Source organism: Actinomyces sp. oral taxon 448 str. F0400, assembly GCF_000220835.1.
Taxonomy (GTDB): domain Bacteria; phylum Actinomycetota; class Actinomycetes; order Actinomycetales; family Actinomycetaceae; genus Actinomyces.
The window spans coordinates 500,792-514,457 of sequence record NZ_GL985606.1; the positions used below are offsets into that span (position 1 = coordinate 500,792).

General features: G+C 68.3%; 9 protein-coding genes. 5 read left to right on the forward strand and 4 right to left on the reverse strand.

The genetic code is table 11. The features are described 5' to 3' along the window. Positions 1 to 83: 83 nt before the first annotated feature. Both HMPREF9062_RS02210 and HMPREF9062_RS02215 read left to right on the forward strand, forming a co-directional pair. Positions 84 to 1,721 carry a DUF5129 domain-containing protein gene (locus tag HMPREF9062_RS02210; RefSeq protein WP_034254545.1) on the forward strand — a complete coding sequence of 546 codons (1,638 nt, stop codon included), beginning with the start codon at positions 84 to 86 and terminating at the stop codon, positions 1,719 to 1,721. Positions 1,722 to 1,795: 74 nt separating this feature from the next. After that, on the forward strand, positions 1,796 to 2,671 hold the full coding sequence (locus tag HMPREF9062_RS02215) for a DUF5926 family protein (protein WP_009748380.1): 876 nt from the start codon (positions 1,796 to 1,798) through the stop codon (positions 2,669 to 2,671). Between the two features lie 231 nt (positions 2,672 to 2,902). Here HMPREF9062_RS02215 and HMPREF9062_RS02220 read toward each other — a convergent pair whose 3' ends face one another. Together HMPREF9062_RS02220 and HMPREF9062_RS02225 are read right to left on the reverse strand one after the other, a co-directional pair. Next, positions 2,903 to 4,339 (reverse strand): MFS transporter, encoded by a 1,437-nt coding sequence (locus HMPREF9062_RS02220; RefSeq protein ID WP_009748381.1) that lies wholly within the window; start codon positions 4,337 to 4,339, stop codon positions 2,903 to 2,905. Positions 4,340 to 4,378: 39 nt separating this feature from the next. After that, on the reverse strand, positions 4,379 to 7,537 hold the full coding sequence (locus tag HMPREF9062_RS02225) for a glycoside hydrolase family 2 TIM barrel-domain containing protein (protein ID WP_009748382.1): 3,159 nt from the start codon (positions 7,535 to 7,537) through the stop codon (positions 4,379 to 4,381). A gap of 284 nt (positions 7,538 to 7,821) precedes the next feature. On the opposite strand from HMPREF9062_RS02225, the gene HMPREF9062_RS02230 reads away from it, so the two are divergent. Together HMPREF9062_RS02230 and HMPREF9062_RS02235 are read left to right on the forward strand one after the other, a co-directional pair. After that, entirely contained in the window at positions 7,822 to 8,853 is a 1,032-nt protein-coding gene (locus tag HMPREF9062_RS02230; protein ID WP_009748384.1) for a LacI family DNA-binding transcriptional regulator, read from the forward strand. A gap of 120 nt (positions 8,854 to 8,973) precedes the next feature. Continuing rightward, entirely contained in the window at positions 8,974 to 9,861 is an 888-nt protein-coding gene (locus HMPREF9062_RS02235; protein ID WP_009748385.1) for a fructose bisphosphate aldolase, read from the forward strand. Between the two features lie 322 nt (positions 9,862 to 10,183). Here the strand turns inward: HMPREF9062_RS02235 and HMPREF9062_RS02240 are convergent, their stop codons facing one another. Then, on the reverse strand, positions 10,184 to 11,476 hold the full coding sequence (locus HMPREF9062_RS02240) for a hypothetical protein (protein ID WP_399501420.1): 1,293 nt from the start codon (positions 11,474 to 11,476) through the stop codon (positions 10,184 to 10,186). Between the two features lie 213 nt (positions 11,477 to 11,689). Then, positions 11,690 to 12,391, reverse strand: coding sequence for a hypothetical protein (locus tag HMPREF9062_RS02245; protein ID WP_253270636.1), 702 nt, complete (start codon positions 12,389 to 12,391; stop codon positions 11,690 to 11,692). Positions 12,392 to 12,821: 430 nt separating this feature from the next. Between HMPREF9062_RS02245 and HMPREF9062_RS02250 the strand changes: the two genes are divergently transcribed. Continuing rightward, positions 12,822 to 13,658 (forward strand): glycosyltransferase, encoded by an 837-nt coding sequence (locus HMPREF9062_RS02250; RefSeq protein ID WP_253270637.1) that lies wholly within the window; start codon positions 12,822 to 12,824, stop codon positions 13,656 to 13,658. The last annotated feature ends 8 nt before the right edge of the window (positions 13,659 to 13,666 follow it).

Genomic DNA, 13,666 nt, shown 5'->3' on the forward strand with positions numbered 1-13,666 from the left:
CCACTGCCCGGGTAGTTCTCCCCCGGTTCTTCCGTCGTCGGAACCGTCCTGACGGGCGCAGTCGATGACTACCGTTGGACATCATGAGCGACCCACTGGTCCGATGGGGCGGAACCCGAGCTGTCGCATGCTTGACGGTCGAGATCGTTTTCGTCCTCCTGCTCGTCGTCGGGGTGCCGCTGCTGGCCTTCCGGGCCTCCGGCAGCGGGGCCGGTGCCGTCAACGTGGAGGTCTGCGATGAGGCCGGCGTTCTCCAGGGAGACGCCACCGTCTCCGCTCTGGAGAAGCTGCATTTCCGCACGATCACGACGTTGGTGGTCGTCACGCTCGACACCGGCTCCGGCAGCGACTTCGACACCGCAGTGCTGGCCTACGCGCGTGAGAAGCACCCCGAGTGGATCAGTTCCTCCCACTACCACCCCACGCGCTGGGCGGACGGCCTGGTCATCCTAGGGCTCTCGCCGTCCGGACGCAAGGTGGGCACGTACTTCGGGGAGGACGTCAAGGTCAGCTATTCGCGGCAGCAGGAGATCCAGGCCGCGGGGAAGGATTCCTTCAGGGATCAGCAGTGGGAGACCGGCATCGAGCAGATGGCCCGCTCCGCCTCCGATATCGTGGATCATTCGGACAGGCGGAAGGGCGAGAAGCTCCTGTTCTCCGGGATCGGAATAGCGGGCGGGCTCACCCTGACGTTCTTCATGATCAGGGGTCGCAGCCGGGCCCGAGCCGCCTACTCCCGCGCACTGGACCACTACACGCGGGTCACCGCCGGCTACGGGAGTACGCGGGCCAAGGCGGGTCTTATCCCATCGGGGGAGGCCCACGGAGCCCAGGTCCTGGCCCGCTTCGCCTGGTTCGAGGACCATTACGCCGGACTGATCCGCGCCTTCCAGAAGTTCGGTAAGCCGCGCGGGGCGGCCTGGTTCTTCCGGGAGCGGCGGGAGGACGCCGAGGATCTCGACGCGCAGATCGGGGGACTGGAGTCCTTGGAGGAGACGATCTCCCACGCCTCCGACCTGCTGACCATGTCCGCGGGCTGGCGGGAGGCCTGGCGCAACGAGCAGGGTCCCGTTCAAGAGGATCTGGCTTCCTTCGAGAGGTTGTGCCTGGCGATACGACAGACCCGGGGTGATATGGACGTGGAGCAGGAACGCACCTGGCGGGTGCACTGCTCCGGACGGTTGGCGGCCATGGCCGATGAGCTCGCGTCGGGCGCCCTGTCCCCCGCGAAGGCGCTCGACGAGCTCGATGCCATCTCCCGAGCCGTGCGCATGCGCACCGATGCCTTGGCGCGCCGGGCGCTGGAGGCCGACAGGTCCTCCTACCGCGACCGTCGTCTCGGTCGCTATGAGTCCTCGCAGGGCGGTCGGGGTTGGAGCAAGAGCAACAGCTACATGGGGCGGTGGGTGGACAATGGTCGCATCGTCACCTACGACCCGGCCTCGACCATTCGCATCACCCCCTCCTCCCCGGGCACCCGCGCCTGCGGGGCGCAGCGGGCCGGCACCGGGTTGTTCCTGCAGTTCTCGACGCCGGTCTCCAGCCTCGTCGCCGGGTACAGTTCGGCGGTGACCTGGTCGCCCTCCTCCAACATCAGGAACAGAAGGGGCGGTTTCTTCCCCGGCGACACCGGTCTTTTCATGGGAGGCGATGTCTCCGGCGGCGGAGGTTTCTCCGGCGGCGGGGGTTTCGACGGGGCCGGCTCCAGTTCCAGCTTCTGACGGGCGCGCAGCCGTGCGCACGATTCTCTTCACCGGCCCCCTGGTGTCCACGTCCGCCCGGTAGTGTGGCCGTCATGTCCAAGAAGAACCGCCGGCGGCGTCGTGCCGACGTCGCGACTAAGGCGCCCACGAAGAAGCGCATCCCGTTCAAGGCTCGTCCTTTCGAAGGGCTCGCGGGCGAGGCCGACCTGGTCGCGATGATGCAGATCATCCCCGCCGCCACCATGACCGTGCGTGTGAACGCCGAGCACGGCGGGGGCGACGTCGAGCTCGTCACCCTGCTGCCCGAGCTCGCTCGAGCGCTCAAGCGCGCCGACGGCGAGGTTCTCGTCGCCACGCAGACGACCGTGTACTCCGGGGATGCCAGCCGCGACGTCGCCGCCGCCCTGCTCGACGCCCTCGAATTGGAGGCCGGGACGGCTCTGACGACCAGCGGCCTGCCCGAGCCCGGCGAGCGCCTCCAGGACATCCTCGACCCGCAGATCGTCCCGCATGTCGAGGTGCACAACACCTTCGACTTCTGGCTCGGTGCGGATGCCGCGGATGATCCGCAGGTGCTGCGCACGCTGAAGAAGGCCGAGGAGGAGATCACTCCGACCGCTGCTGTGCCCGGCGTCGAGCACGCCTACTGGTGCCGCCTGAACGGCAAGGAGTTCGTGCGCTGGGTGCGCGGTGAGGACGAGGACGCCTTCTTCAACGCCTTCGCCCGCGTCCATGCGGCCCGTGCATCGGATCTGGAGGAGGGGGCACGCTTCGTCGGCGCTTTTCGGGCCTGCGGTCTGGCCATTCCCGTGTGGGAGCTGGTGCCCGGTACGGAGGCCGAGGAGCTGACCGCGCCCATGCGGGCCATGGCCGATCGCCTGGACGCCGCCCTGGCCGACGACTCTCCGCTGGACGCCGCCGCCCGCCGTGCCAGGGCCGGCGTCATATCCCGTCAGGTGAATCTGTAGCCGCTTGTCCACCTGGCCGCTCGCACCCTGATGCGAAACCCGAGCCGCTCCGCCCCGGGCCGCACCGCCTGAGACCACGGATAAGGAGAATGCATTACGTCTGCATCTTAGGTGGAGGCGTCCTGGTCGACCGGCGCTGATGAACGCCGTCTCGCATTCCCGGTGGCGGGAAGAAGCGGTCCCGGCCGCCCGAAGGCGACCGGGACAGGCTCGACTCAGACCGCGGACTTCTTATTCTTGAACTCTTTGGAACTCTTTGTCCCTGCCCGACTCCTCATCGGCCGTCTGTTCGGCCTCGGCGCGCAGGCGCTCGTTGGCGCCCTCGACGTCGAGCCTCCACAGCAGGGCCAGGATGATCGCGTTGGCGATGGTGGGGATCCACAGGTACATGAAGTAGAGCATGGCGATGACCGAGTGCGGCTGGTCCGGCTCGGGAATCGCGTCGGTCGGATTGACGTAGCCGGAGGCGTCCAGGAGCCAGCCGGCCAGTGCGGTGCCCACGCCCGACCCGATCTTCACGCCCAGCGAGGTGCAGGAGAACATGAGGCCGTCGATGCGCTTGCCGAAACGCAGGAAGGTGTTATCGCTGGCCTCCGCGATGAGGGCGTTGAGGGTCCCCTGCAGCGGGGCCATGCCCAGGGACGCGACGCCGGAGAAGAGGAGCATGAGCGGCAGATTGCCCATGTAGCCGGCGACGATGACGCCCGAACGCCCGGCTACGGCGACCGCGTAACCGACGATGTTCACCCTGTACATGCCGCCGAACCGGGCCACGATCGCGGGCGCGAACAGCAGTCCGACGATGAGTGGGACGTTGATCGCCCAGGCGAAGGCGCCCAGCAGATTCGCATTGCCCAGGATGTAGGTCATGAAGTAGATGCCCATATTGAGAGTGGCCGTGAACATCTGCGTCATGACGAACACAATGAGAATGATGAGGTAGTACTTATTGGCGGCCAGCATCTTGCCGGACTCGCGCAGGGTGACCTTCTCAGCGGCCTTCGTCGCCTCCTCGTTCTCGGTCTCAAGGAGTTCGGAGGGGGGAAGCTCGCGCACCGAGAATACCGACAGGGTGTTGACGGCCAGACCCAGCAGCGCGTAAATGATCGCAATGATGCGCCACCCCTCGGCGCCGCCGCCGAGCAGCCTGACCCCCTCGACGGTGACGGTCTGGATGAGCAGATTGGTCCCGAAAGCGAACATGAAGCGGATCGAGCCCATCTGCACGCGTTCAGAGGAGTTCTTCGTGATAAGGGCCGTCAGGGACGAGTAGGCGATGTTGTTCGCCGTGTAGAACACCGCATTGAGCAGAGTGTAGGTGATGAAGAACCAGGCGTACTTCGCGGTGTCTCCCAGCGAGGGCGGGATGGCGAAGATCGCGATGATCATGGCGGTGCATCCGATGAAGGCCCATAGCATCCAGGGGCGCGCCTTGCCCATGCGCGTTTGAGTCTTGTCCAGCAGTGCGCCGAAGATCAAATCGGAGAAGCCGTCGAAGAATTTTGAGAGCATCATGAGGGTGCCGATAACCCCGGCCTTCAGGCCGACGGTGTCCGTCAGGTAGATCATGACGAAGGCGGATAGAAGCGCGTACACGACATTCCCGGCCACGTCGCCGGAGCCGTAGCCCACCTTGTTGTACCACGTGAGGTACTTCTTCTCATTCATGGGGTGTCACCTCATTGTGCGGATTGGGAATCGGGATGATCAACGGGTGGAGGGGGCCAGCAGGAGGTGGAGGGTGAGCTCGGCGTCGACCCGGTAGCGTTCCTGGAGCGCCGGCCCGCAGCTGGCCGAGCCGATGCCCGCCATCGCGGCGTCCAGGCACAGCACCGTGTGCCCGCAGGGCCGCAGCTCGATGTCGTGGCGGGCGGCCGCCAGGGTCTCCTGGGTGTACCGGGAGGCGTTGAAGGAGAAGGGTGATGCGCCGGCGACGGTCAGCTCGGCGCGCGGCCCGGTCACGGCCACCAGGTCGCAGTCCGCGTGACTGCCGTTCTCCTGGGGGCGCAGGTAGTCGACGAGCAGCTCGTCGACGTCCGCCTCGAACAGGCCGTGGCGGCAGGCGCGGTGCTTGTCCGCATACGCCTCCTGCGGTCCGAGGCCGAAGTAGCGGATCCGATTCATCTCCTGGGGCAGGAACAGGCGCAGGCCCAGCCGAGGCAGGGCGGGGAACTCGGGGTCGCGGCGGGCGGACAGCACGAGGTCGAGCGCGCCGTCGCCGCGCACCGTCCAGCGGATACCGGCGCGCAGGATCGGCTGGACCGTGGGGGCGACGACGGCGATCTCGGCTTCGACGACGACGGCGTCCTCCACGGTGCGGGCGGTGCAGGAGTAGGCGCGGGCGTAGGCCCGGTCGTAGTGGGCCCGGCGCCAGTCGACTTGCGCGCCGCGGTCGTTGTCGGTGGGGGCGCGCCAGATGTTGATCTCCGTCGGCCGGTCGAGCAGGTCGACGTCGTCAACGAGCATCCGGGCGGGCAGACCCGTGCGGGGATCGAAGCGGTGGACGAACCCGTCCCCGCTGACGGTGACGGCCTTCTGGGTCGTCTGGGTCCGCGGCGCCGACCCGGAGCCCCCGGTGCTGTCGAGGAGGCGGGCGGAGAGCCGGTGGCGCGGGTCCGTCGTCGGCAATGCCACCTCGTCGAAGCCGAGGGCATGACCGGCCGCGAGGAGCGGCAGGTCGCGGGCGAGGCGGTAGGAGACGGTCAGGAAGCAGCGGCCCGACGCCGGCAGATTCGCGAGGACGGGGCGCGGCAGCGGAATGGTCGCTGTTGCATGGGGAGGAACCGGCCCGGGAAGAGGCAGGGGGCCCGAGGCGAGCACCTCGCCGTCGCAGGTGAGGTCGAAGGTGAGCTCGGTGAACTCGAGCAGATCGGTGAAGTCGAGATCGTTGCGCACCGTGAGGCCGCCCCGCTCGAGATCGAGATCGGTGACCCGGGCGGGGCGCTGCACGTTCCACAGCTCCTTGAGCCCCGTGTGGGGGACCCGGTCGGATGAGACCAGCCCATCGACGCAGAAGTTGCCGTCGTGCACTACCTCGCCGTGGTCGCCGCCGTAGAGGTGGATGGGGCGGCCGTCCTCGGTGGTTCCCGCACGCACGGTGTGGTCGCACCACTCCCACACGAAGCCTCCGCACAGTCGCTCGTCGGAGCGGATCAGGTCCCAGTACTCCTCCAGGTCGCCCGGGCCGTTGCCCATGGCGTGGCAGTACTCGACGAGGATGAGCGGCTTGTCCGGGTCGGCGTCGAGATAGTCGCGGATCTCATCCAGACTCGGGTACATGCGGCTGTACAGGTCAATGCTGGAGTAGTCGTACCGACGATCCTTCGAGCGGTAGTAGGCGGATTCGTAGTGCGTGACGCGGGTGGGGTCGGTCTGCTTGATCCACAGCAGGGCCGCCTCGAAAGTCCATCCGTAGGCGCACTCGTTGCCCGCCGACCAGGAAATGATGGAGGGGCGGTTCCTCTCGCGCGTCACGCACAGCCGGACGCGGTCCATGGTGGGCTCGATCCAGTCGGGGTTGTTAGCGATGCGCCTGTTCCAGTGCTCGACGACGTTGGGCCAGGAGTCGTCCGCCAGATACTGGGTCTGGGTGCCGTGGCTCTCGTTGTCCGCTTCGGACATGACGTAGAAGCCGTACTCGTCGCACAGCTGATAGAAGCGGGGGTCATTGGGGTAGTGGGAGGAGCGGACTGCGTTGATGTTGTGCTCTTTCATCAGTCGCAGGTCGCGCTTCATGTGGTCCAGATCGATCGCGGGTCCGGTGACGGGGTCGGAGTCGTGCCGGTTGACGCCGCGCAGCTTGATCGGCGCACCGTTGATGATGAGAACCGGCCCGTTGGTGCTCACCTCGCGCAGACCGACGCGGTCGCGGATGACTTCGTTCGGGCAGCTGATCGTCAGGGTGTAGAGATAGGGGTCCTCCGCGGTCCACAGGCGAGGGGCGGGCACCACCAGCTCGGCGCGGTGGGTGAGCACCGGGCCGCCGCCCTCTCCGTCGTCGGGGGTCCGCCCGCCCTCGTCGTCGGGGGTCCGCCCGCCCTCGTCGTCGGGCGCGAGCGGGGCCTCGGCGATGAGCCGGCCTTCGGCGTCGTGCAGACTCAGCGTGGTGGGCACGGGGCCGCCGCGGAAGGACCCGCGCACCCTCACCGCGGCGGAGTCCGGGGAGAGCGTCGTTGTGGTCACGTAGTCGAAAAGGGCGGCCCGGGGCCGCTTGAGCAGGTAGACGTCGCGGAAGATGCCGGAGGTGCGGAACTTGTCCTGGTCCTCCACGTAGGTGCCGTCGCACCACTTGAGCACGAGAACGGCCAGGCGGTTGACGCCCGGGCGGACGACGTCGGTGACGTCGAACTCGCTCGTGGCGTGGGAGACCTGGCTGTAGCCCACGTACCGTCCGTTGAGCCACACGTAGAAGCAGGAGTCCACGCCCTCGAAGGTGAGCGCGACGGTCGGCGCGTCGGGGTCAGGCGTGTGGATGAAATCGGTCAGATAAGCGCCCGCCGGGTTGTCGTACGGGACGTGGGGCGGATCGAGGGGGATCGGGTAGCGCACGTTCGTGTACTGGTGGCAGTCGTAGCCCTGGTGCTGCCACGTGCTCGGCACCGGGATCGGGGAGAAGCCGCGGAGCTCCCCGTCCGCGCCGTAGCCCGGTTCCCAGAACTCGTCGGCGACGTCGGCCACGCTCTCGTGGTAGCGGAACCGCCATGTGCCGCTCAGCGGCTGGAGGCGGTCGGAGCGGTCGCGGGCATCAGGGCCGCTCATGCCGTCGGGAGCGAGGGCCGCCGAGGCCGGCACGTAGTAGGCGTGCGGCGGGAGAGTGTTCTCGTGGAGGACGCCGAGGTCCTCGTAGTGCCTGGGGACGATCGTCATGGGAGCTCCTTGAGCGGCCGGAGGAGGCGTCGGGCGGCCTGGAAGCGCGTAGCCGCTCGACGCCTCCCCGCCTGCGGGCCCGACGACGGCGTCGACCCGCAGGCAGGGTGGAGAGACTGGTCAGTGATGTCAACGTTAACATACGGAGGAGGGTTGTGTCGCCTGCAATTTTGCCCCGTTGTGCAGGGGGTGATCATGCTCAATGAGTCGAAATGGAAATTCATTGATAATCGCTAACATAGAGGACTTTCGGCCGTTGCGGAGGCTGTTGGTAGCCTCGTGCCATGGGTGGGACTCAACGATCGAAGCGACGGGGCCGCTCCGGCGCGCCGTCGGTCTCGGACGTCGCCCGTCTCGCCGGCGTCTCCACGCAGACGGTTTCCCGGGTCACCGCGGGCGCCCGGAACGTGCGGCCGGACACCCGTGAGAAAGTGCTGCACGCCATGGAGCGTCTCGGATACTCGCCCAACCGCGCCGCCCAGGCGCTGCGCCGGGGCTCCTTCCGGACGATCGGAGTAGTGACTCAGCACATCGAGCGCACAGGTGAGGCGCTGACCACCGAGGGCGTGCTCGCGGCGGCCTGGGAGGCCGGGTACACCGTCACCATGGTGCAGGTGGAGCGTCCGGCCTCCGAGGACATGCGCACCGCCGTGCTGCATCTGGCCGACCAGGCCGTCGACGGTCTGGTCGTGGTCCAGGCGGGGCGCGCCGGCCGCGAGCACCTGGTGCTGCCCGCGGGCCTGCCGGTCGCCGTTTCGGACTCCGCTCTCGTGGGCTACTACCCCTCCGCTTCGGCGGACCAGGTGCGGGGAGTGCGCGCCGCCGTCGATCATCTCCTGGGCCTCGGCCATCGCACGGTTCATCATGTGGCGGGGCCGGAGGACTCCCAGTCCGCCCTCATCCGTTCGGCCTCATGGGCGGCCCGCCTGAGGGAGGCGGGCCTGACGGCGCCCGAGCCGGTGCAGGGGGACTGGACCGCCGCCAGTGGGTACGCGGCCGGGGAGCGCCTGGCCGCCGAACCCGAGGTGACGGCCGTTTTCTGCGCCAACGACGAGGTGGCGATCGGGCTCATCCGCGCCATGCACGAGCACGGTCGGCGCGTGCCGCAGGATGTCTCGGTGGTCGGTTTCGATGGGCTGTCCCTGGGGGAGTACAGCTTCCCGCCTCTGACTACCGTGCGTCAGGACTTCCGACGAGCGGGATCGGAGATGGTCGGCCTCGTCCTCGAGCAGGTGGACTCCGGGGTCGGGGGTGGAGCCCGGCAGATCCTCATCCCCACCGAGCTCGTGGTCCGCGGGAGCACGGCATCCGCATGAGAGTCGTGCACAATGCGTATAGATGTGTATATGAGAATCAATCTTGTGTAAAGTGATGGTCACGGGCCGATCGGACCCGACCGCGCAGACATCGCGGCATGCCGGATCACAGGAGTCATCATGAACGAGCAGCAGGCCGAGCAGATGCGACACGGGGCGGGCTTCATCGCCGCGCTCGATCAGTCCGGAGGCTCCACACCCAAGGCTTTGGCCGCCTACGGCGTCGGGCCGGAGCGCTACGCCTCCGAGGCGGAGATGTTCGACCTGGTCCACGCCATGCGCACCCGCGTCATCACCTCGCCATCCTTCACCTCGAAGCGCATCATCGGCGCCATCCTCTTCGAGAGAACCATGGACGGATCAGTCCAGGGGCGCCCTACCGCGGAGTACCTGTGGGAGATCAAGAGGGTCGTCCCCTTCCTCAAGGTCGACAAGGGCCTGGCCGAGGAGGACCGTCACGTCAGAATCATGAACCCGATCCCGGGCCTGGACGAGCTGCTGGAGCGCGCCGTCCGAGCGGGGATCTTCGGCACCAAGATGCGCTCGGTCATCCTGGCGGCGGATCCGGAGGGGGTCGGGGCGATTGTCGACCAGCAGTTCGAGATCGCCGAGCGGATCAGCGCCACCGGCCTGGTCCCGATCATCGAACCCGAGGTCGATATTCACGCCGCCGACAAGGCCGAGGCGGAGGAGCTGCTCATCGCGGCGCTCACGGAGCATCTCGACGCCCTGCCCGAGGGCGTCGACGTCATGCTCAAGGTGAGCATCCCGACCGTTGACGGCCGCTACTCCGAGCTCATGAAGCACCCGCGCGTCATGCGCATCGTGGCGCTGTCGGGTGGTTATGAGCGCAGCGAGGCCAATGCACGCCTGGCCCGCAATCCGGGTCTTATTGCAAGCTTCTCGCGCGCTCTGCTCGAGGGGCTGAGCGATTCCCAGAGCCAGGAGGAGTTCGACTCCGTGCTCGCGGCGACCGCCGAGAGCGTATACGAGGCGAGTGTCGCCTGAGGCGGGCGCGGCCGAGTCTCCATGCACTGTTGCGGGCTGAGCCCGCGATACCGGGTTGTCTCTCCCGGTATCGCGGGCCCCTGCCATCGAGGGGCCTCTCTCCTCCGGGGTCCCTAAATGCCCGGAGGGAGGCGATGCCCTCCCTCGCCGGAGCGAGCGTCGGGGTTCCCTGCAACCCCGACGACTCTCGGTACGAGCCGGTCCTCGGGTTCCCCAACCCTCACGGTCCGTACCGTCCGGCGGCAGTTACTATGAAAGCGGACAGACCTGAATATAGGCCTCTATTAACCTGTGAACACCCTACGAGTTTCGGGCGTCACTTTCAGGCTGTCGCGTACGAAGCCGTGCGCAGGCGTCGACGAGAAGAGGCCGCGATGGTTGTGCGCGCGGCGGGCGCCGGCCACGCCTGCCAGGCGCCGCGCTCGAGATGGACGGCCCCCCAGGTCCGCAGGTACGGGTTCAGACCCCACGCCTCCAGGAACTGCCAGGGTCGGTCGTTGCGGAGCCGGGTCTTGACCGAGACGCTGAATCGCACATGCTCGAGCTCATCGAGGCGCACCGGCCCCTCCAACGCGTCCAGTTGCGCCAGTCCCGGTTGACGCGCCGGCCGCTGGCGTCCCGGGACGTGCTCCAGTTCCCGGACGTAGGCGTAGGCGTACGCCACATGCCGCACCTCGATATGCCTGCCCCGCCACATGGCCCGTACGCGCGCCACCGAGAACGTGCCGTCGAGCTGCGAGGTCGCGATCGGTTCGGTCATCCACCACTTGCTGTAGTTTCGGTCGATGCCGAATCCCGTCGGGCACGGATAGTAGGGGTCCGCCTTCAGGACGGTCACCGGCTCGCGGTACACGCCGTCGCGGTCGTGGAACACGGAGGCCTTGAACGGCACTCCGCCGTGCACGGCGAAGGTCTGCCCCGATGCCGGAACCGGTCCGACGAACGACGGCGTCCAATGGGGCAGCGACACCTCGGGCGCCGCTCCGGCGGCGCCCGCCGCGGTGCCGTCGAAGCCTCGCGGCAGCACCACGCGCCAGTCCATGAACCTGTCGGGCACCGACGCCGTCAGCTCGCCGTCGGCTCCCGTCAGTACCCGGGTCTGCTCCACAACCACCTGTGTCAGCCTCGACAGCCTCACCCAGTCGCCGAGCGCGTCGCGCTCATCCGCGCTCACCCGGGCCGTGTCGCCCCACACGTCGAGCAGACGTACGCGGGTGCCGTCGAGCAGTGCCGTCGCCGCAGCTCGGAAGCCGTCGACGATGGCCTCCCGGGGCAGTGCCATCCCCCAGGCGCCTCGGTCGGACATGGCGGAGAAGCCCTCCGGGCAGGCCACGGTCCGCGGGACCAGCAACGACCACACCGCTCCGGCGGGGAGCGCGTACAGGTCGAAGTCGCTGCCCCAGGACTGCCCGGCGGACTGCCACCTGGCCGACGAAGTGTCCCACCGAGCCACCATCCCCCCCGGGAGGAGCTGCTGCGACTGCGTCTCGCCGCTGGCCGCGAGGGATGCTGAACGCGCGTAATCGCCCACGCGCACAGGCCCCGACAGCGGCGGCACCACGGCGCCGCCCGCGTCCTCGCCTGCTCGTACCTGCGGGAGTCCTTGCACTGTCATCATCCTTATGTGCTCGTGCGGCGCCGCGCTCGCCGCCGCGGTGCCGGAGTGGTTGTTCGGAGAACACCGGTCGTGCTCAACACCGTTCGGCGCCGTGCGACGTGTCGGATCCGCACCGTCGGAGGATCCGGTACCACGTTAGCGGTTCGTTACCGATGGACGCATCTCCTGATGGACTCGTGATGGCCTCGGGTCCGGTACACCCCAGCGGTCTTAGGCCGCCATCGGCCCGTGACGCCGTCGGGTGGACCTCCCGCCCAGATTCTGAGCCGGACCGCCGAGCAGACCCTCCCGGCTGCAGACGTCGATAGTGGCGCGGATGCCCTCGACGGCCGTCACCAGCCGGTCGCCCCAGGCTTTCTCGTACTCCCCCGTGGAGACCCGGTCCTGGGGATTGCCGTCGTCGATCTCCGAGCGAAGCCGGCGGCTCAGGACGCCCGGGTCCAGGTCCACGGCCCTGCGCACTCCCGTCCAGGCGGCGTCCGGATCCGAAGGCGAGCCCGCCGCCGTGTCCCGATATTCGTCGAGTGCCTCGACGAGCGTGATGACGACCGGGTCGGCGCTCAGCCGGCACAACCACTGGTCGGCGGTCCCGCGCGACCGTCCAGGATGGAGCCCCAGCAGGTCGAAGAGCATGGTGTGCAGATCGGCCAGTCCGAGCTCGCACAGAGGTTCCTCCGCTCCGCTCTCCCGGCGCTTCGGCGGATGATCGGGCTCGAGACGCTGCAAGTCGAGGATGAGGATGTAGAGCCGGCTGAGACCGGCGGCCAGACTCGCCAGCACCTGGTCGCGGTTCGTCGCCGTCAGGCGGCCGCTTCGGATGGTCCTCAGCCCGTCGTCGATGAGATCGTTGGAGGAGGACGCCTTGAACTGCAGTTCGAGGTGCTGCTGCATTGTCAAGTCTGTCGTTACCACGGCGTGATCATAGGGCTGCGCGGGGCGCGTACGGCGGACGACGCGCGGAGCGTCTCGGACTGCGTTGCGCACGCGTCCACTCTACCGCCGTGGCGAGTGCGCCCGTGCGTCGCGCACGATCGCCCCGCGGGAGGAGGGCGGAACCCGGCGCCGTTGACGGGTCCCATGCCTTTATGTTCTCACATAACATGTAACCGTCCTGTGACGTAGGTTATGATGAGGGGCTCTGCCTGACGATGGGTCAGTTTCTGCAGCCGTTTCGGGACCGAGGTCCTCCTCTCCTCGACGGACCGTCGAACGAATCATCGGCGCGCTGCCACGCGCGACGCCATGCGCGGCTCGCCAGTCGGATTCGCGCGCGGCGTGACGGGGCGGCGCGCGCGACCCGTCGGGGCAGCGACATCCGCCTTCCAGTGGCTACCCTGGGCCTGTGAGTCCGACGCCATCACGTGAGCTGCATCCTGACCAGCCCTCTGAGCAACGGGTCGCTGTCATCATCCCGGCGAGGGATGAGGCGGATCGCATCGCCGCCACGGTACGAGCGTGCCGCTCAGTGCCTCGCGTCGATCTCGTCGTCGTCGTCGATGACGGATCCACCGACGGCACCCAGGATCACGCCCGCGCCGCCGGCGCGGTCACTGTCCGTCACTCCGTCACCCGCGGCAAGGCGTCCGCCCTGGAGACCGGCGCCAGCGTGGTGGGGATGCGCGACTACGTGGACGGACCCGCCCGTCTGCTGCTGTTCATCGACGCCGACCTGGGCGACTCCGCCGCCGCCTGCTCCGAGCTCGTCTCCCCGATCGTCGACGGCGTCGCCGACATGGCCATCGCCGTGCCGCCCAAGCAGGTCGGGGCCGGCGGCCGCGGTCGGGTCGTCAGGGCCGCCCGCTCCGCCATCGCCTCGACCACCGGATGGGCTCCGGTGGCGCCATTGTCCGGACAGCGGTGCCTGACTCGACGGGCCTACGAGGCGGGTGCGCCACTGGCCGAGGGGTGGGGCGTCGAGGTGGGCCTGAGCATCGACGTGCTCGTGGCCGGGATGACGGTCATCGAGGTCCCCTGCGACATCACCCATCGCGTGACCGGCAACGACCCGGCCGGCAGGCTGCACCGCGCCTCGCAGTACAAGGACGTCCTGCGGGCGATTCTCGGGCGCCGTCTGCGTCGCCACCGCGTGCCGTCCAAGGCTTTCGACGAGGCCGTGCGCAAGCAGTCGCCCTTCCACGCCTACCGGGCCTGGACCGGGCCCGCCGATTCGGCCGCCTGATCGGGCGC